The sequence below is a fragment of the Nocardia sienata NBRC 100364 genome, from assembly GCF_001613205.1.
GTDB lineage: Bacteria > Actinomycetota > Actinomycetes > Mycobacteriales > Mycobacteriaceae > Nocardia > Nocardia sienata.
Map to the genome: position 1 here is coordinate 31,743 of NZ_BDBX01000050.1, position 18,551 is coordinate 50,293.

Here is an 18,551-nt window from a genome sequence, read left to right on the forward strand (position 1 = left end):
GACCTCGCGCCAACCGCGCGAGGCGGACGGAAAGCGTCCCCGCGACGGCCGCGTCACTCGATGAGGAACGCGCCCGGGGGCCCGAGGAGACTTCGTGGCCGATCAAGAGCCGCTGGACACAACATCACAGGACGACGATCACTTGCCGGAGCGAATCCGAGTACATGCCCTGGCCAAACGGCTCGGTGTGACCAGTAAGCGCATCCTGGCCAAACTCAGCGAACTCGGGACCGAGGCCCGTAGCCCGCAATCGAGCGTGGACCGGGCCGTCGCGGAGTCGGTGCGCGAATCACTGACCGCTCCGCCCGCACTCGCCCCGGCCGAGCCCGGGCTGTTCGAGCCCACCGGCACCTCGGCGGGTCCGGTCGGCACCGGGGACGCCGCGGCCCCGCCGGCGACCGAGGTCGCCGCGGCTGCTCCGGCCGAGCCGCGGCCGGCCGCCGCCGCGCAGCCGGGTACCGGCTCCGGGCAAATCCCTGGCATCGGCGCCGAACCGGTTGCGGCCGGTGCCGCCGAGCAGACGCCCCAACCAACGGCCGAACCCGGCGCCGGAGCGCAACCGGCGACTGCCGCCGATTCCGGGAATCCCGCCACCGAAGCTGGCTCGTCCGCCGACGAGACCGATACGACGGAGTTGTCGGCCTCGGCCGAGATCTCCGCAGCCGCGGGCGACGCCGCCGCGAGTGGCACCCCGGCCGCGCCGGTGACCCCGCCGCCCGCATTCACAGCCGTGGTCGGTCTGTTCGCCAGCCCGGTGCCCGAGGAGCCCGCCTCGGCCGAACCGATCGTGTTCGAATCAGCGGTCGTCGCGGCCCCGCTGTTTCTCTCCCCGGACGCCGCGGCGGCCGAACAACCGCGCCGCCGCCGTAAACCCGAACCCGAACCCGAACCCGAACCCGACTCCGGCGCCGAGGCCGATTCGGACGCCGAGACCGGCGCCGATTCCGAGGACCGCTCCGAGCAGGGCGACTCCGACGACCAGCCGCGGCGCCGCCGTCGCGGCCGGCGCGGACGCGGACGCGGACGGGGCGAGCAGGCCACCGATTCCGAGGACGTCGATTCCGAGGACGACGCGGGTGCCGACGCCGAGCAGGCCACCGATACCGACGACAGGACCGCCGAGCCCGGCGAGACCGACGAGTCCGAGGCCGACGAGTCCGGCGATGGGGGCGAGGACTCGGAGAGCGGGTCCAGCCGCCGTCGCCGGCGCCGTCGCCGCCGCAAGGTCGCCGGTGAAGCCGGCGACAGCGAACCGGCCGATGACGATCCGCCCAATACGGTCGTGCACGAGCGGGAACCGCGGAACAAGACCCGTACCCGCGCCACCGTCGACGAAGTGCAGGGCATCACCGGGTCCACCAGGCTCGAGGCCAAACGGCAGCGCCGGCGCGACGGTCGTGAGGCCGGTCGCCGCCGACCGCCGATCCTCACCGAATCGGAGTTCCTGGCCCGGCGGGAGGCCGTGGACCGGGTGATGGTCGTGCGGGAGAAGGAGTTCCCGGGCCATCCGTCCGCCACCCAGGTGGCCGTGCTCGAGGACAACATCCTGGTCGAGCATTTCGTCACCAGCACCGGATCGGCGTCCATGGTGGGCAATGTCTACCTGGGCAAGGTGCAGAACGTGCTGCCCAGCATGGAGGCCGCGTTCGTCGATATCGGCCGGGGCCGCAACGGCGTGCTATACGCGGGCGAGGTCAATTGGGAGGCCGCCGGGCTCGGCGGTAAGGAACGCAAGATCGAGCAGGCGCTCAAACCCGGCGACCAGGTGCTGGTCCAGGTGAGCAAGGACCCGGTCGGCCACAAGGGTGCCCGGCTGACCACCCAGATCAGCTTGGCCGGCCGCTTCCTGGTGTACGTGCCCGGCGGTACCTCCACCGGGATCAGTCGCAAACTGCCCGATACCGAGCGCAAACGGCTCAAGGAGATCCTGCGCGAGATCGTCCCGGCCGACGCCGGCGTCATCATCCGGACCGCCTCCGAGGGTGTCAGCGAGGCCGAACTCACCCGCGATGTGGAACGCCTGCAGACGGCATGGCGCAAGATCACCGCGGCCGCCGACAACGAGTCGAACGCACCGAAAACCCTTTACGAGGAGCCGGACCTGCTCGTCAAGGTTGTGCGCGATCTGTTCAACGAGGACTTCTCGAAGCTGGTGATCGAGGGCGAGCGCTCCTGGAACACCGTCGAGAACTACATCGGCACCGTCGCACCCGATCTACTCGCCCGGGTCTGTCGGCACGAGAACAACGGCGTCGACGTCTTCGAGACCTACCGCATCGACGAGCAGCTGGCCAAGGCTCTCGACCGCAAGGTGTGGCTGCCCTCGGGCGGCACCCTCGTGATCGACCGCACCGAGGCGATGACGGTGATCGACGTCAATACCGGTAAGTTCACCGGCTCCGGCGGCGGCAACCTGGAGGAGACGGTCACCCGGAACAACCTGGAGGCGGCCGAGGAGATCGTGCGGCAGATGCGGCTGCGCGATATCGGCGGCATGATCGTGGTCGACTTCATCGATATGGTTCTCGAGTCCAATCGCGACCTGGTGCTGCGCCGTCTCACCGAGGCCCTGGGCCGGGACCGCACGCGCCACCAGGTCTCCGAGGTGACCTCGCTGGGCCTGGTCCAGATGACTCGTAAGAAGCTCGGTACCGGATTGGTGGAGGCGTTCTCCAGCACCTGCGAGCATTGCCACGGCCGCGGCATCCTGGTGCACAGCTACCCGGTGGAGCCGTCGGGTTCCGACGAAGGCGGGGCCGGCCGCGGCCGGGAGTCGGGTTCGCGGCGCCGTCGCAATCGGGACAAGGCCGCCGCGACGCCCCCGGCGCCGCAGCCGTCCACCCCGGAACTGCCGGAAGAGGACGCGGCGGCCAAGCGGGCGCATCCCGTGGCACTGGCCATGGCCGCCCACCATCCGGACACCGATCAGGGTGAGCCCGCGGAGGCCACGAAGGAATCGACCGAACAGGCCGCGCCGCAGGCCGGGGAGCCCGCTACCGTGGGTGGACCCGGCGGTTCCGGTGCGGCGCCGGAAGCGGTTGCGGCCGGTACCGGTGAAGAGGGCGCGGCCGTGGCCGAACCGCGGCGCCGCCGCACCCGCGTCCGCCGGTCGGCCGGAGCCGCCGGTACCCCGGCACAGACGCCGGCCGCGGCACTGAACGGCAGCGGTACGGCCACCGAACCCGGGGGCACCGAACCGGCGGCCACCGAAGCCACCGCGCCCGAACAGGTTGCTTCCGAACCCGCGCCCACCGAAGCCACGGCTGCCGAACAGGTCGCCTCGGCACCGGCGGCGGCCGAGGCCACGGCAACCGAGCGGGTCCCCTCCGAGGCTGTTGCGGCCGAAGCGGCTGCCACCGAACCGGACGCGGCCGCGGCGAGCGGAACTCATGCGCCGGAGCCGGAGACTCCACAGGAAACCCCGGTCGGTGCCGACACCGAGGAGGCTTCCCCCGTGGCGGCCACCGCGACCCCCGCCGCGGACCGCAACGGTACGGCCGCTACGGCCAACGGTGCGGCTCATGCGGCGGAGTCCGCCCCCGCCCCCGCTCCGGCGGCGGCTCCGGAACCCGCCGCGGCGAGCCCCGCCGGTGACGGGGGCACGGAAACCCGCAGCAGGCGGCGCCGGGTCGCACGCTCGACCTCCGCGCCGGCCGCGGACAGTACGGGCGCGGTATTCGTCCTGTCCGCCGCCGAGCAGCCCGCCGCCCCGGTGACCGATTTCACGGCCGAGCCGCCGGAGGTCGAGGTGCCGGTTCGCCGGGCCCGCCGCCGGGCCGCGGGTCGTCCATCCGGACCGCCGGTCGACGAACAGAACTGAGTCACCGTGCCGGGTGCCCGGCCCGCGATTCGCGGGCCGGGCACCCGCGCGTGGGTCCGGCCGGGGTTGTGGTATCCGAACGGTGGCCGTCCCGGCACACCGCTTTCCGCATCGCGGCGGGTCCGCCGGGGTGTGCGGCGGGGACCGGTTTGGTCGCATGTACCGGCATCCTGTAACCTTGGCAGTCGCTGCCCGGTGACAGCATGTGCTGTTCCGTGGCCGGTTCCCGATACCGAGAGCCACCAGTAGCCGAGGCGGCGGATTACCAGACCAGTCGTGCGGTGGACCCCGGTGCGAAACCGAGGTACGACCGTGTGAACGAGTGCCGAGCACTAGAGGAAGAAGGGCAGCCGACCGATGGCAACGTACGCGATCGTCAAGACCGGCGGAAAGCAGTACAAGGTCGCGGTCGGTGACCTGGTGAAGGTCGAGAAGATCGAGGGTGCGCCGGGCACCTCCGTGGCACTGTCGCCGGTGCTCGTCGTCGATGGCGCCGAGCTCACCACCGCAGCCGACGCGCTCGCGAAGGTTTCGGTGTCGGCCGAGGTGGTCGAGCAGACCAAGGGCCCGAAGATCCGCATCCACAAGTTCAAGAACAAGACCGGCTACCACAAGCGCCAGGGACACCGTCAGCCGCTGACGGTCCTGAAGGTCACCGGCATCAAGTAACCACCCCGCAGGGCCGCGCAGGCCCGCGCTGAAGGAGTATCAGCAATGGCACATAAGAAGGGCGCATCCAGCTCCCGGAACGGCCGCGATTCCAATGCCAAGCGGCTCGGCGTGAAGCGTTTCGGCGGGCAGACGGTAAAGGCCGGCGAAATCCTGGTGCGGCAGCGTGGCACCCACTTCCACCCCGGCGTCAATGTCGGCCGTGGCGGGGACGACACCCTGTTCGCGCTCGAGGCGGGTGCCGTCGAGTTCGGCAGCAAGCGGGGTCGCAAGACCGTCAACATCGTGGTCCCGGAGCCGGTCGAAGCCTGACCGGCTGACGACTCCACCACAGCGAGCGGGTCAGGGTGACAAACCCTCGGCCCGCTTTTCGCGTTTCCACCCCCGGTGCCGCCGCCCCGACCGGGCCACGGTCCCGTTTCCGGTGCTGCGCCTTCCCGAATCATGGAACGCACCGCCCGCCCACCCCCTGAACACAGTGTTCATCCCACCCCCGAACACCGTGTCCATCCCACCCCTGATCCCCTGAGGAGGATGATCCGGCCATGGCCAAGTTCATCGACCGTGTCGTTCTTCATGTCCGTGCCGGTAAAGGCGGGCACGGCTGCGCGTCGGTGCACCGGGAGAAGTTCAAACCGCTGGGCGGACCCGACGGCGGTAACGGAGGCAACGGCGGGGATGTGATTCTCGAGGTGGACGCCAATGTGCACACCCTGCTGGACTTCCATTTCCATCCGCACGCCAAGGCCGGTAACGGCAAACCGGGCGAGGGCGGTAACCGGGACGGGAAGAAGGGCGGGGAGCTGCTGCTGAAGGTCCCGGACGGAACCGTCGTGCTGGACGCCGACGGGGAGGTTCTGATCGACCTGGTCGGGCCCGGTAACCGGTTCGTCGTCGCCAAGGGCGGCCGGGGCGGTTTGGGTAATGCGGCCCTGGTGTCCCGGGCCCGGAAGGCACCCGGTTTCGCGCTGCTCGGCGAGGAGGGGGAGGCACACGATGTGGTCCTCGAACTCAAGTCCGTCGCCGATGTGGGTCTGGTCGGGTTTCCGTCCGCGGGGAAGTCGTCGCTGGTCTCGGTCCTGTCCGCCGCCAAACCGAAGATCGCCGACTACCCCTTCACCACGCTGGTGCCCAATCTCGGCGTGGTGAACGCCGGCGATACGACGTTCACGATCGCCGACGTCCCGGGACTGATCCCCGGCGCCAGTGAGGGCCGCGGTCTCGGCCTGGACTTCCTCCGGCACCTGGAACGTTGCGCGGTACTGGCGCACGTGGTCGATCTGGCGACGCTGGAACCCGGCCGCGATCCACTCTCCGATATCGACGCTCTCGAAGCCGAGCTCGCCGCCTACAAACCCGCCCTGCGCGGTGACGTGAGCCTCGGCGATCTCGCGGACCGGCCGCGGGTGGTGATCCTGAACAAGGTCGACGTGCCCGAGGCGGAAGATCTCGCGGATCTGGTCACGCCCGAACTGCAGGAGCGGGGCTGGCCGGTGTTCCGGATCTCGGCGGTCGCCCATTCCGGTCTGCGGCAGCTGACCTTCGCACTCGCCGAAATGGTGCAGGCCTACCGCGACGCCCACCCCGCGGCCGCCCCGAAGCGGCCGGTGATCCGCCCGGTCCCGGTGGACGATTCCGGGTTCACCGTGCGCGCCGACCCGGACGAGCCGGGCGGGTTCATCGTGCGCGGCACCCGGCCCGAACGCTGGGTGCGCCAGACCCAGTTCGACAACGACGAGGCCGTCGGTTATCTCGCCGACCGCCTGGCGCGGCTCGGGGTGGAGGACGAACTGGTGCGGCTGGGTGCGGAGCCGGGTGCGCCGGTGACCATCGGCGAGGTGACTTTCGACTGGGAACCGATGATCGCCGCGGGCACCGATATGGTCCCGACCGGCCGCGGTACCGATATCCGGCTCGAACAGACCGATCGGGTCAGTGCGGCCGAACGTAAGCACGCGTCGCGGGTGCGGCGCGGTCTGGTGGATGACGAAGGCGAGGAGTAGGCAGGTGAACCAGGGCGACCACGGAGCAGGGGCACGGCCGTGACCCAGGTTTCGTCCGAACTCAGTGATGCCCGGCGGGCGATCGCCGGGGCCCGGCGGGTGGTGGTGAAGATCGGCTCGTCCGCGCTCACCAGCCTGACCGGCGGACTCGATATCGCCCGGCTGGACCGGCTCGCCGATGCCATCGAGGCCCGGATGCGGGCCGGTTCCGATGTGGTCGTCGTATCGTCCGGGGCGATCGGTGCGGGCCTGGCGCCGCTCGGCTTGAGCAGGCGACCCCGTGACCTCGCGACCAAACAGGCCGCGGCCAGTGTCGGCCAGCTCGCGCTGGTCCATGCCTGGGGTACCTCGTTCGCCCGGTACGACCGCACCGTCGGTCAGATCCTGCTCAGCGCCGACGATTTCGCCCGCCGGGAACATCACCGCAATGCACAACGCACTTTGGACCGGCTGCGCTCGCTGGGCGCGGTAGCGGTGGTGAACGAGAACGATACCGTCGCCACGGAGGAGATCCGGTTCGGTGACAACGACCGGCTGGCCGCGCTGGTGGCCCATCTGGTGGGTGCCGACGCGTTGTTCCTGCTCTCCGATGTGGCCGGGCTCTACGACGGTGATCCGCGCAAGGGCGACGCGAATTTCATCGGTGAGGTGCGCACCAGTGCCGATCTCGACGGCGTGATCGCCGGGAGCGGCGGCGTACTCGGCACCGGCGGGATGGCCTCGAAACTGTCGGCCGCGCGGCTGGCCGCCGACGCCGGCGTCCCGGTGCTGCTGGCCGCGGCCGCCGAGGCCGCCGAAGCGCTCGGGACCGGTACGGTCGGCACCGCCTTCGCCGCCCGGCCGGTGCGGTTGTCGGCGCGCCGGTTCTGGGTCCGGCACGCCGCCGACAGCCGAGGCACGATCCTCATCGATTCCGGAGCGGTCGAGGCGGTGGCCAATGCCCGGCGCTCGCTGCTCGCTGCCGGGATCGTCGGGGTCCGCGGCCGTTTCCACGGCGGCGACGTGGTGGATCTCGTGGGCCCGGATCGCACGGTCGTGGCGCGGGGAGTCGTGGAATACGATGCCGCCGAACTGGCGACGGTGCTCGGTCGTTCGACCCGGGAACTTCCCGACGGTATGCAGCGCCCGGTGATCCACGCCGACGACCTGGTTCGCGTCTGACCGCCGGGACGGCCTCGCCGATGCGGGCCCGGTCGCCGGGTCAGGCGATACGGCCCAGATGATCGGCTGTGCGAGTGGTTTCCGGTAATCGGTAGCGCGGGGCCAGCCGCAGCACCAGCGCGCAGGCGGAGTCGAGGGTGAAGCGATGTCCGACCGAGACGAACAACGGTTTGACTCCGGGTTGGGTGCGCAGGGCACGGCCGACTGTTTCCCCGTCCACGGTGACCGGGCTCCAATCACCGCGGACCGGGCCGGGCTCCTGATATTCGCCGGAGGATTTCTTCGCGACACCGATACTCGGCAGATCGGTGAGTACACCCAGATGCGCGGCGAGACCGAAGCGGCGGGGATGGGCCAGGCCGTGACCGTCGCAGACGAGCACATCGGGCTCCACGCGCAGGGCTTCGAGCGCGCGGGTCAGCGGCGGTATCTCGCGGAATGCGAAAAGACCCGAAATATAGGGGAACTCGACACGCTCCCGGACGACCGCCTGATCCACCACGGCCAGCGAATCCATTTCCAGCACCGTGACCACGCCTATCGCGATATCGGGATCGCGATAGGCGACGTCCAGTCCGGCGGCGTGCCGGATCGGGCCGTGTTCATCGCCCACCCGTACCCGGTCCCGCAGTCGCCGCTGCACGGCGACGGCCTCCTCCGCACTGACCGCCCATTCGTGCATCTGCCGGACCCGCACCATGCCGGAAGCCTATCCGGCCCCGGCGCTAGAGCTGCGCGAGGAACCGGTCCACGCGGGCCGCGATCTGCTCCGGCGCCTCGCCGTTGATGGCATGCGAACGGCCCGCCCACACCTCGACCTGGGCCCCGGGGACCTGCCGGGCGCGTGCCGCGGCGCGCTCGGGGTTGTGGATGATGCTGTTACCCGCCAGGATCACCAACAGCGGGATTCCGATGGCGCGCAGTTGTTCGGTGGTCAGCTGTCGCGGTTGGGTGGCTCGCTGGACGAAATCCCGCATCCCCGAGGCGATCAGACGTGCCTCGGGAACCGAGTCGTCGGCCTGCACGCCACCGGAGATCCAGCTCAGCAGCCACTGCCGCACCTTCGATGGCAGGCCCGGCACGACACTGCCCAGCGAGATCACGATCATCTTCCAGGTGATCGGGGCGAAGGTGACGGCCGGATCGAGCAGGACCGCCGAGGCCACTCGCTGCGGCCGGTGCACGACGGTCTGGGCGGCCAGCCACCCGCCGATGCTCACCCCGAGCAGATGGACCCGTTCGGCGCCGAGTTGCTCGATGGCCTCGTCCAGCCAGGCGGCCTGGTCCTGCGGGCCGGTGAGAGGCGCGGTCTGCGCGGTGGCGCCCGGTTCGCCGAGACTGTCCAGTGACCAGACGGTGCGCTGCGCGGTCAAGCTCTCGATATTGGCGCGCCACATGGGAGTCGATGCCTGCCGGCCCGAGAGCAGCACTATCGGTTCGGCGGTGCGCGGCCCGAAACGATAGGCGGTGACCCGGCCGAACGCGGTGGTCAGTACCCGGGTCTCGTCGGGGACGGGCAGCGTCGCCATTCCGTCGCGATAGGCGGCGACGAAACGTGCGCGGGCGGCCGCGTCGGCGAAATGGCCGAGGCCCTCGGGTTGTGGTGCGATGGGAGCGTTTTCGGGGAGGACACTGGTCACCGCCCCGAGACTACCGGCGGCCCCGGTGCGGCGATCGGCGCGCTCGGGCACCGAACTCGGGACCTACCGCGTAGGTGCGCAACCGTTCGGCGGCCCGTTCGTCGGCGAGTTCGACACGCAGGTGGGGGTTCTCGTGGTAGAAGCGGATCAGCCAGTACGTGGCCGCCGACCCGATCGAGAGTTTCTCCGCGTGGATACGTTTCGTGACCCGGCGACCGGGTTTGCGGCCGGGGCGGGAGAGCCGGATGGTGCCCTTGGAATTGTTGCGCGAGACCACATCGATCTGCTCGACGGAGGTCCAGCTCACCATGTTCGCGACCGAGGTCTTGGTGGGCAGCACGATATGCATCGGTGTCAGTACCAGCCGGCGCATCTCCGGTCGCCGTGCGTAGACACAGAGATAGAGCAGGACCAGTACGGCAGCGATGAGAGCCACCCACGCTGGAATCGGCGGGTGCGGGTTCAGGCTTAGTGTGCCGGTCCAGGTGCCGATACCGAAGATCGCGCACAGTGCCGCCAGGCCGAGGAAACAGACCACCAGGGCGACCTCGTAACCGAGGGATCGGCGAATCACCAGCGTGTCCTGATCATTGGCGAATCGCGCGCCTTCGATCCGGATCCGGGAGCGGCCACGCGAGGTCGCCGAGAGCATCGGCAGGTAGGAGGCGACCCAGGCGGCGGCCGCGATATGGATCGCCGGCTGTAACGGTTGCCCGGAGTCCAGCGCGAGCGCGGCCTGTGCCAGCAGGAATGTGGCGAGAACGGCTACGAGGAACACCGCCGGATAGGTCCAGCCGTTCAGATTGCCCCACAGTTGCGGCGGGGGCGGGAAATAGTCCCGGTCCGGGGCCGGTCGCGGATCGGCCACCGCGTCCGGCCCCGCAACGGCCTTCGGCTTCTCGGGGGATACGGTGTGCGGCTGGCGTGTCATCGGTACTACCTGTACTTCAGATTCGATCGGGTGCCTGCGATGATATCGGCAATCGAAGGGCAACTGCCCCGTGCACTGTGTCGTCTGTGCGCCACCGTCAGCAGCAGCCACGGACACGCACTCGCGTCTTGCGCTTCTGTGTTCGCGCGGTGGGAGATTCGACGGTGGCCGCGACGAGCGACGGTGGGAACCGGTTCGGTGACCCGGCTTCACCGGGTGGCTCCTGCGGCGCGGCGATAGCGGACAACGGGCACACCGTCGTCGACCGTGATGGTCGCGGCCACACCGTAGACGTCGCGCACGAGGCGTTCGGTCAGCGTTTCGGCGGGAGTGCCGTGCGCGGCGATCCGGCCCCGGTCCAGTACCAGCAGGTAGTCGCAGAACATCGCGGCGAGATTGAGATCGTGCAGGGCGACGACCGTGGTGAGCGGCAAGCGCGTGACCAGATCGAGGATATCGAGCTGATGGGCGATATCGAGGTGATTGGTCGGTTCGTCGAGCAGCAGTTCACCGGGCTCCTGGGCAAGCGCCCGGGCGATCTGGGTGCGCTGCCGTTCGCCACCGGAGAGGGTGCTCCAGTAGCGGTGTGCGTGGCCGGTGAGTCCGGTGTCGCGCAGCGCCCGGTCGATAGCCGGCTCCTCGTCGCCGTCCTGGCCGAACAGGTCGCGGTGCGGAATGCGCCCGAGCCGCACCACATCCCGCACGGTGATATCGACTTCGGTGTGGGCGTGCTGCCCGACCATGGCGATCCGGCGGGCCAGCGGGCGGCGGCCGAGGCGGTGCAGCGGAGTTCCGTCCAGGGTGACGCTGCCGTGATCCGGCCGGGAGACACCGGCCAGCAGGCGCAGCAGCGACGATTTGCCGGAACCATTCGGTCCCAGCAGACCCACTGTCTGCCCGGGTTCCGGGCGGACGGTCACCGCGTCGACGACGAGGTTGCCGCCTCGGGTCCAGGACAGATCCTGTGCGTGCAGTGTCATCGCGCGCTCCACGGCCGCGGGATCGGGTCCTCGGCCACCCGGCCGGTCACGGCGCGCTCCGGGTGCGGAACAGCAGAAGAGCGAAAGCGGGGACACCGATCAGTGCCGTGACGACACCGACCGGGACCTCCTGGGGCGCGAACACCGTCCGGGCGAGCGCGTCGACCCAGACCAGCAGGATCGCCCCCAGCACCGCGGACACCGGGATCAGCCGGCTGTGCCGGGGCCCGATGAGGAAACGCGCCGCGTGCGGTAGCACCAGGCCGATGAAACCGATCGCTCCGGCCGCGCTGACCAGTACCGCGGTCATCAGCGCGGTGATCACTAGCAGGAGCAGCCGGGTCCGGCCGACCGCGACGCCCAGGGTCGCCGCGGTCGACGAACCGAAGGTGAACGCGTCCAGTGCGGAGGCGTACCACCGGCACAGCGCCAGCCCGACAGCGCAGACGGCCGCGGTTGTGCCCACATCGGTCCAGCCGGCGCCCGCGAGTGAACCCAGCAACCAGAACAGGATGCCGCGGGTACGTTCGGCGTCGGCCGAGGACAGTACGACGAACGAGGTGAGCGCGGAGAACAGCTGAGTTCCGGCGACCCCCGCCAGGATCACCTTCGCGGTGCCGCCCCCGGCTCCCGCGGCCAGTACCAGCACCAGCCCGAACGATACGAGCGCACCGAGGAAAGCGCCGGTGGACAAGGAGATCAGACCGCCGCCCACCCCCAGCACCGCCACCAGAACCGCACCCGTCGAGGCGCCGGAGGAGATCCCGAGCACGAACGGATCGGCGAGTGGATTGCGCAACAGCGACTGCATGACCACCCCGCACACCGCCAGCCCGGCACCGCAGACCGCGGCGAGCAGGGTGCGCGGCAGCCGCAACTGCCAGACGATGCCTTCGCGGATCGGGGAGACGACAGCCGTGCCGAGACCGAGTTTCTCGAACAGCACGGCATAGACCTCGCCGACCGACAGCTCGGCCGGACCGATCGTGATGGTGAAGGCCATCGAGACGACCAGCACCGCCGCCCCGAACACCACCAGCGCCGCCGTGGCGGGCGCGCGGGCGAGCCGGACGGTGGTGCTCGGTGCCGCGGACCTCACGAACCGTAACCCCACCGCTCCAGGGCGTCGGCGACCTTCTCGATCCCGTCGACCGTCCGGATCGAGGGGTTCAAATCGGCGCCGTTGACCACGATGTAACGCCGCTCGCGGACCGCGGTCAGCTTCGCCGTCACCGGATTCGATTCCAGGAACGCGATCTTGCTGTCCAGGGCGTCTCCGGCGAGGCTGCGCCGGCTCAGGTCGGCCAGGACCAGGGCGGTGGGGTCGCGGTCGAGCAGGGTCTCCCAGCTGACCTGCGGCCATTCGTCGGTGGTGTCGTCGAATACATTCTTCGCGCCCACCGCGTCGGTGATGATCCCGGACGAACCACAGCAGCCCGCGACGTAGGGCGTGGAGGTGTCGGCGAACCAGTAGGCCAGTGAGACCCGCTGTGCGGCGATCCGCCCGGACGCGGCCGCGTAGCGGTCGCGCAGTTCGGTCACCAGCCGCTCACCGCGGTCCGCGACATCGAAGACGGCGGCCAGGTCGCGGATCTCCCGGTACACCGAGTCCATGGTCAGCGGTTCGGTGCGGGCGCCGTCGGCGTTGACGCTGATATCGGTTTTGCCGTCGCAGTCGGTCGGCGAGAGGTAGGTGGGGACGCCCAGCTCGGTGAACTGCCGTCGCTCGGCCGCCCCGCCGGGACCGAGGGTGCCGCCGAAGGACGCGGCGACGAAATCCGGTTCCTTGTCCAGTACGACCTCGAAAGAGGGCTTGTTGTCGGCCAGTCGCGGCACCCGCGCATTGTCGGCGGCCAGGTTGTCCCGTACCGGATCGGTCCAGGTGGCGGTGCCGGCCATGCGATCGGCCAGGCCGAGTGACAGCAGGATCTCCGCCGACCCCTGATTGAGCGCGACCGCCCGCTGCGGCGGCGCCGCCACGGTGACCTCGACGCCGCAGTTCTCGATCGTCATCGGATAGCCGGCGGCGGACCCGGCGGCCGGACCGGCCGAGTCGGGCGCACCGGCACATCCGGCCAGCAGGAGGGTGGATACCACGGCGGTGACCGCCAGGGAAAAGGACCGCGTCACGGCGTGGACTCCTTGCGTCTGGGCCTGTGCGCGAGGCCGGGAACCGAGCTCGGCGGATGAGTGATCGGACTCCACCACGCGGGTGTCACCGTTGCGCGCCAGTCCCGGATTTCCACCGGGTTCCCTCATCACGCCGCGACCGCAGTGCGGCCGCCGACCATGCTATCCGACAGTGAACTGGACGTTCGACCCGCTCGAACCGGCGGACCGGCCGCGGGCGAACGCGACGGCGATTTCCTGCCAGCGCGCACCGCATGTCCTCCCCGATGCTCATAGGGCACGAACGGAAATCACGGAAGGAACGACATGACGGAGAAGATCGTGGTGGTCACCGGGGCGACCCGCGGAATCGGACGCGCCACCGCGACGGTGTTCGCCCGCGCGGGCTACCGGGTGATCGTCACCGGGCGCCGCGCCCCGGCGGTGGAAGCCGTGGTGGGCGAACTGCGGTCGGTGGGAGCGGCGGCCGAGGGGGAAATCCTCGACGTGTGCTCGGTGGACAGCGCGCGGTGCCTGCACGATTCCCTCGCCGAACGGCACGACCACATCGATGTGCTGGTGAACAATGCCGGCATCCTGCCCGAGGCCACTGCGACGGGCACGGTGAACTTCGCCCATCCCGGCGCCTTCACCGAGACATTGATGACCAACACCTTCGGTCCCGTCAATGTGATCGAAGCGCTGCTGCCGCTGGTGCGCCGCGCACCGGCCGGGCGGATCGTCAACATTTCCACCGAGACGGGCTCGCTCACCGAGCAGCGGAACCCGGAGTCGGCGTACTACTCGATGGTGGTCCCGGGTTACCAGGCGTCGAAGGCGGCATTGAACAGCATCACGATCGGCCTGGCGAAATCGCTGGCCGATACCGCTGTCCGGGTGATCTCGGTATGCCCCGGTTTCGTGGCGACCGAATTGGCTCCCGCGGCGGCCGACGCGCCGACGACGCCGGAGCAGGCCGCCCAGGTCGTCCTCGCGGCGGCGGAAGCGCCGGAGGCGTCGACCGACGGTTCCTTCGTCGGCGCGCAGGGGGCCATCGCCTGGTAGCGGAGCCGGGGCTCGGGTGTGCGGTGTCCACACCGGACACCGCACCCGATTCCCGCAATCGACCTGCACAGCGCGATTGCGCGGACGAGACCGGCCGGCGTCCGTGTACAGCCGGTCTCCTGCCGTCGGCGGGGTGATGCCCGGTCCGCTCCGGTTCGGGCACCCGTCCGCGTTCCGGATGCCGGTGTCAGGGTGGAGTTTTCAGTGCTGTTTCCGCCCGGCGGCCGTGATCGACGCCGCGGCATACCGCACGAACGCCGCGACCTCGTCACGCCGGCCGGCCCAATCATCCACCGCCGTACCCAGATAGCCGTCGCGCGCGCGGCGCAGCAGCGCGGCGTGGGCGGCCGGGGCGCGGGCGGCGAGACGCTGCGCCGCTTCGGCTTTGGAGACCACCGCCCCGGTCTGCGCGGTGACCCACATCCGGGCCAATGTCAGGACGGTATTGCGCTCGTCACCGTCCACGCCGGCGATCAAGGCGGGCAGACTCTCCGTGATCGCGCGGACCAGATCCTGCGGCGGTACCGGCTCCAGTAACCGGTCGGCGGGCGGTCCGGCCAACGCCACCGACGAGTCGCGGACCATGCCGAGCAGGATGGCCAGATCGGGGTCGGGCGCGGGCGGCTCGACCGCACCGCGCTCGAACTCCGCCCGCAACCATTCGCCGTACACGAACTCGCCGCGCGGCGGGAAGCGCCACGGCACCACGGCCTCGCGCGCCACCACCGTCAGCTCCACCGGCCGGGCCTCGCCCGTGCGGGGCCACCGCCCCGACTGCCGGAGCAGTCTCTCGGACAGACGCGCACGCAGTTCGTCATCGAGGGTCGCGGCGGTGACAGCCAGGAAATCGAGGTCGCTGTCGTACTGCAGACCGCTGGTCACCGCGGACCCGTACAGGTACAGACCGAGCAGGTCGGCACCGAGCAGATCGGTGACGATTCGCGTGATCGGCGCGGTCACCGCGGCGAGATCGGCGGCTGGAGTGGGCACGGATCCACGATAGGCAATGGGGTACCGGCAGCGTCCGGGCATTCGGTCGGGGCCGAGGTATCGCACTTCGACGACAGGGCCCGCCACCGAGTACTTTGTACTCCGCGAGGCCCCTAGGTGGTGCGCGACGTCGTGCGTAGGGAGGACAGCGGAATCGGGGTTGTCACGGAGGTGCCCGGCCGGGCAGGTGGTCTAGGTTCGAGTGGAGGTCCGGCTCGGGCCGGTCGGGGTGGGTCGTCGGACAAATCGGGACAGCGAGGTCGTGGTATGGGTGCGGTTAGGACGGTCACCGGTTCCGAGCGAGAGCTGTCCGGACCCGAGGACCCGCAGCCGGTGCGGTGGTCGTGGCCCGCGCGGGTGGCGTTCCGGTTCGGAGTCGTCTACAGCGTGATCTTCTGCGTGATGATCGGGCAGATACTGTTCGTGTTCGCGGGGTTCACCCACAAGTTCCTACCCGATACCGCACCGATGTGGCCGCTGCTGGCGGCGGAGTCGGTGCTGAAGTGGGTGGGACAGACGGTTTTCGGTATCGATGTGCAGTTCCACCGCTACTCCGGCAGCGGCGACCAGGCCATCATCTGGGTGATGGTGTTCACCGCGCTGGTGGTAGCGGCCGTGGCGGCGGTGCTGTGGTCGGTGCTCGACCGGCGGCGCCTCGCGTACCCGCGGGCCGGCGCGTGGTTCCTGACGATCCTGCGGTTTTGTATCGCCGGGCAGATGCTGTTCTACGGTATCGCCAAGGCGGTGCCGACCCAGATGCCGCCGCCGCCGTTCTCGGCGCTCATCCAGCCCTACGGTCAGCTCACCCCGATGGCGGTGCTGTGGCTGCAGGTGGGTAGCGCGCCGGTGTACGAGATCCTGCTCGGGGTCGCGGAACTGATCGGTGGCCTGCTGCTGCTGGTACCGCGCACGGCCACCCTCGGCGCGATGCTGAGTGTGGTGAGCATGGCGCAGGTGTTCGTGCTGAACATGACCTTCGATGTGCCGGTCAAGATCCTGTCGTTCCACCTGCTGGTCTTCTCGCTGGTCCTGCTCGCCCCGCAGGCCCGCCGATTCGCGGATTTCTTCCTGCTCGCCCGCCGTGCCGATCCCGCCCTGCAGCCACCCTTGTTCACGAGCCCGCGCGCTATACGGATCGCCGGGTTCGCCCAGGCGGCGCTCGGTATCTGGCTGGTTGTCGGAGTAGCGGTGCTCGGCTGGTCCAGCTGGCGGGATTACGGCGGCGGTGCGCCCGAGCCCGAGCTGTACGGGCTGTGGGAGGTGACCGAGTTCCGGATGGACGGCCGGCCGGTACCCCCGCTGCTCACCGATCCGGACCGCTGGCAGCGGCTGGTGATCGAAGCCGAGGGCGTGGTGTCGTGGCAGCGGATGGACGGGGCGTTGGTGACGGTGCCCGCACAGATCGACGGGACCGCGCACACTCTCACGGTTGTCGCTCCGGCGGGTACCGACCCGGCGAGCATGCCGACCGCCGACTTCGTCTATGTCCGTCCGGAATCCGGCGTCCTGCGCCTGGACGGAGAGCTGGACGGCCGGCCGGTGACCATCGCGCTACGAGCGGCCGACCCCGATGCCTTCCCCCTGAACGGTCCGCGGTTCCACTGGGTGCAGGACTATCCCGCTCAGTAGCGCACCCCGGGTCCGCCTCAGGATTGTGGCGGAATGACTCCGGGCTGGTCGGGGGCGCGCTGTCCGGGTACCGGTCCGGTGATACCGGGCTGCCCGGCCGGATCGGAGAGCGGTACCGCGGTCGGATTCGGCGGCGCGGGGGGCTCCGGCTCGGCCGGATCCGCGGGAGCGGGCGGTTGTTCGGCGGCGGGGGGTTGGACGGGTGGTGCCGGGGGTGGCGGCGGTGCGGTACCCCCGGGAGTGGACTCCGCGGGGGGCGCCGAGCCGTCGGTCGGCTGCGGAACCTCGGGTGCCGATGGCCGCGGGGCTCCGCCGCCGGGTTCGGGAGACGGCGCGGGGGTGCCCTCCGGAACTGCGGGTCCCTCCGGCGTGGGGGCCGCCGGGGCCGAACCGCTCAGCGGCACCGGCGCCGGCTCGGCGGTGCCCCCGGACTCGGTGGCCTCGCCGCTGGGTGCGGGGGGATCTTCCACAGCCGGTGCCGACTCCACGCCGACCGCGGAATCGGTCTGAGCGCGGGGCGCCGGCGGCGGACCGAGCGGGGGCAGCGGGCCGGGAGCGGCCGGCGGTTCGGGCAGCGCGGGCACCGCGGTACCTGCCGCGAGATAAGCGGGCTTGTAGACCATGTTCATGGTGAGGATCGCTTCCTGGCGCAGCACCTCCTGCACCATCTGCGCGTCGATCACCTTGGCCGCCTCCAAGAGCCGGGCCAACGCGCCGACCGGGCCGGAATCACCGGGCGGCACCACCGCGATCTTCACCGCTTCCGCGGCCGCGGCCACCGCGCCCAGGCGCAACCCCACCTGACCGAGCACGCCGGCCAGTTCCTCCACCGAATCGGCGAAACTGCGGGTGCTGGCGAAGGCGGCGTCGGCGGCCTCACCGTCCCATTCCATTGCGTTCATCACCCGGTCCGCACCGGCGCGGGTCAGCGGCAGCGAGGTCTGCAAGGTGGTGGCGGCGTGCATCCAGGTGCCGGAGACCCGCAGGATTTCACCGGCATCGATCTGCTGGGTGGCCCGATAGATGTCCTCATGGCGCATGGCCTCGAAATGCTCCATGGCGCTGATGTAATCGGGATCATTGCGTGTCACAAGGCCTCCTTCGAAGCAGGTGCCTGCGGTACGGGGCGGCCGAAACGTCGGCGGGGGTATCGCCTCATCGGTCGAGCCGCGCTTCGAGGGCGCGTACCGCGGCGGCGTTCGCGGCGTCGGCCTCGTCGTAGAGCCCGCCGCTGACCAGGAACGCTTCCTTCATCCGGTAGGCCGCTTCGATGTAGTGATCGAGCAGGGCGGCCGCGTCGCGTGCCTTGTGCCCGAACCCGGCCTGTAGCTGCTGCGCCGAGACCAGACCCCCGAAACCTTGTGGATCGGAGGCGTCTTCCAGGCGCTGCCGCAGATGGATGAGCCGATCGGCCTGGCGGTCGTAGAGTTCCGCGCAGCGGCGTGCCGCCTCCGGATCGAACTTGACCGTTCCCGCGTGGGCTGCCTGGCGGAACCGGACGATCTCGGCGCGGCTGTCTTCGATCTTCATGACGCGTACCCCTCCGTCGGTCAG

At 70.2% G+C, this 18,551-nt stretch carries 16 protein-coding genes and 1 riboswitch; of the genes, 7 read left to right on the top strand and 9 right to left on the bottom strand.

Translation table 11 applies throughout. The features are described 5' to 3' along the window. The first annotated feature begins 94 nt into the window (after nt 1-94). The 5 genes from NS4_RS24585 (at nt 95) to proB (ending at nt 7,653) form a co-directional block, all read left to right on the top strand. Nucleotides 95-3,820 carry a translation initiation factor IF-2 N-terminal domain-containing protein gene (locus NS4_RS24585; RefSeq protein WP_063061867.1) on the top strand — a complete coding sequence of 1,242 codons (3,726 nt, stop codon included), beginning with the start codon at nt 95-97 and terminating at the stop codon, nt 3,818-3,820. A 357-nt stretch (nt 3,821-4,177) separates the two neighbouring features. After that, entirely contained in the window at nt 4,178-4,489 is a 312-nt protein-coding gene (gene rplU, locus NS4_RS24590) for a 50S ribosomal protein L21 (protein ID WP_030523233.1), read from the top strand. 45 nt (nt 4,490-4,534) lie between these two features. Further along, nucleotides 4,535-4,801, top strand: a complete 267-nt coding sequence (gene rpmA / locus NS4_RS24595; RefSeq protein WP_063037944.1) for a 50S ribosomal protein L27 — start codon at nt 4,535-4,537, stop codon at nt 4,799-4,801. 233 nt (nt 4,802-5,034) lie between these two features. Continuing rightward, nucleotides 5,035-6,492 carry a GTPase ObgE gene (gene obgE / locus NS4_RS24600; RefSeq protein WP_063061868.1) on the top strand — a complete coding sequence of 486 codons (1,458 nt, stop codon included), beginning with the start codon at nt 5,035-5,037 and terminating at the stop codon, nt 6,490-6,492. A 39-nt stretch (nt 6,493-6,531) separates the two neighbouring features. Next, nucleotides 6,532-7,653 (top strand): glutamate 5-kinase, encoded by a 1,122-nt coding sequence (gene proB, locus NS4_RS24605; RefSeq protein WP_063061869.1) that lies wholly within the window; start codon nt 6,532-6,534, stop codon nt 7,651-7,653. 40 nt (nt 7,654-7,693) lie between these two features. Here the strand turns inward: proB and NS4_RS24610 are convergent, their stop codons facing one another. The 6 genes from NS4_RS24610 to NS4_RS24635 form a co-directional block, all read right to left on the bottom strand. Beyond that, complete coding sequence (locus NS4_RS24610; RefSeq protein ID WP_063061870.1) at nt 7,694-8,353, bottom strand: endonuclease V; 660 nt, start codon at nt 8,351-8,353, stop codon at nt 7,694-7,696. A gap of 25 nt (nt 8,354-8,378) precedes the next feature. Beyond that, complete coding sequence (locus tag NS4_RS24615; RefSeq protein WP_063061913.1) at nt 8,379-9,293, bottom strand: alpha/beta fold hydrolase; 915 nt, start codon at nt 9,291-9,293, stop codon at nt 8,379-8,381. A gap of 10 nt (nt 9,294-9,303) precedes the next feature. After that, complete coding sequence (locus NS4_RS24620; protein WP_063061871.1) at nt 9,304-10,224, bottom strand: hypothetical protein; 921 nt, start codon at nt 10,222-10,224, stop codon at nt 9,304-9,306. Nucleotides 10,225-10,433: 209 nt separating this feature from the next. Next, nucleotides 10,434-11,204: an ABC transporter ATP-binding protein gene (locus NS4_RS24625; RefSeq protein WP_063061872.1), complete on the bottom strand. Its 771-nt coding sequence runs from the start codon at nt 11,202-11,204 to the stop codon at nt 10,434-10,436. A 46-nt stretch (nt 11,205-11,250) separates the two neighbouring features. Beyond that, a complete protein-coding gene (locus NS4_RS24630; protein ID WP_063061873.1) occupies nt 11,251-12,303 on the bottom strand; it encodes a FecCD family ABC transporter permease in 1,053 nt (350 codons plus the stop codon). Beyond that, entirely contained in the window at nt 12,300-13,217 is a 918-nt protein-coding gene (locus NS4_RS24635; RefSeq protein WP_084487683.1) for an ABC transporter substrate-binding protein, read from the bottom strand. Before NS4_RS24635 ends, NS4_RS24630 begins: the two co-directional genes overlap by 4 nt. A gap of 134 nt (nt 13,218-13,351) precedes the next feature. Next, nucleotides 13,352-13,511: riboswitch (cobalamin riboswitch) on the bottom strand. Between the two features lie 129 nt (nt 13,512-13,640). On the opposite strand from NS4_RS24635, the gene NS4_RS24640 reads away from it, so the two are divergent. Further along, a complete protein-coding gene (locus tag NS4_RS24640) occupies nt 13,641-14,378 on the top strand; it encodes an SDR family NAD(P)-dependent oxidoreductase (protein ID WP_063061874.1) in 738 nt (245 codons plus the stop codon). A 201-nt stretch (nt 14,379-14,579) separates the two neighbouring features. On the opposite strand, the gene NS4_RS24645 is transcribed toward NS4_RS24640, so the two are convergent. Continuing rightward, nucleotides 14,580-15,368 carry an aminoglycoside adenylyltransferase family protein gene (locus NS4_RS24645; RefSeq protein ID WP_063061875.1) on the bottom strand — a complete coding sequence of 263 codons (789 nt, stop codon included), beginning with the start codon at nt 15,366-15,368 and terminating at the stop codon, nt 14,580-14,582. 267 nt (nt 15,369-15,635) lie between these two features. Here NS4_RS24645 and NS4_RS24650 point away from each other — a divergent pair, with 267 nt between their 5' ends. After that, the gene (locus NS4_RS24650) at nt 15,636-16,997 is read left to right on the top strand and encodes a hypothetical protein (protein ID WP_063061876.1); all 1,362 of its coding nucleotides are present in this window, start codon (nt 15,636-15,638) and stop codon (nt 16,995-16,997) included. Nucleotides 16,998-17,014: 17 nt separating this feature from the next. Here the strand turns inward: NS4_RS24650 and NS4_RS24655 are convergent, their stop codons facing one another. Both NS4_RS24655 and NS4_RS24660 read right to left on the bottom strand, forming a co-directional pair. Further along, nucleotides 17,015-18,088, bottom strand: a complete 1,074-nt coding sequence (locus NS4_RS24655; RefSeq protein ID WP_063061877.1) for a hypothetical protein — start codon at nt 18,086-18,088, stop codon at nt 17,015-17,017. A 64-nt stretch (nt 18,089-18,152) separates the two neighbouring features. After that, a complete protein-coding gene (locus tag NS4_RS24660) occupies nt 18,153-18,527 on the bottom strand; it encodes a hypothetical protein (protein ID WP_063061878.1) in 375 nt (124 codons plus the stop codon). Nucleotides 18,528-18,551: the final 24 nt, after the last annotated feature.

What these genes read in the sequence shown, in the direction of transcription:
- rpmA (WP_063037944.1), top strand. Translation starts at nt 4,535, where the DNA reads ATGGCACATAAGAAGGGCGCATCCAGCTCCCGGAACGGCCGCGATTCC.
- NS4_RS24635 (WP_084487683.1), bottom strand. Translation starts at nt 13,217, where the DNA reads ATGACGATCGAGAACTGCGGCGTCGAGGTCACCGTGGCGGCGCCGCCG.
- NS4_RS24610 (WP_063061870.1), bottom strand. Translation starts at nt 8,353, where the DNA reads ATGGTGCGGGTCCGGCAGATGCACGAATGGGCGGTCAGTGCGGAGGAG.
- obgE (WP_063061868.1), top strand. Translation starts at nt 5,035, where the DNA reads ATGGCCAAGTTCATCGACCGTGTCGTTCTTCATGTCCGTGCCGGTAAA.
- NS4_RS24620 (WP_063061871.1), bottom strand. Translation starts at nt 10,224, where the DNA reads ATGACACGCCAGCCGCACACCGTATCCCCCGAGAAGCCGAAGGCCGTT.
- NS4_RS24660 (WP_063061878.1), bottom strand. Translation starts at nt 18,527, where the DNA reads ATGAAGATCGAAGACAGCCGCGCCGAGATCGTCCGGTTCCGCCAGGCA.
- NS4_RS24625 (WP_063061872.1), bottom strand. Translation starts at nt 11,204, where the DNA reads ATGACACTGCACGCACAGGATCTGTCCTGGACCCGAGGCGGCAACCTC.
- NS4_RS24640 (WP_063061874.1), top strand. Translation starts at nt 13,641, where the DNA reads ATGACGGAGAAGATCGTGGTGGTCACCGGGGCGACCCGCGGAATCGGA.
- NS4_RS24650 (WP_063061876.1), top strand. Translation starts at nt 15,636, where the DNA reads ATGGGTGCGGTTAGGACGGTCACCGGTTCCGAGCGAGAGCTGTCCGGA.
- rplU (WP_030523233.1), top strand. Translation starts at nt 4,178, where the DNA reads ATGGCAACGTACGCGATCGTCAAGACCGGCGGAAAGCAGTACAAGGTC.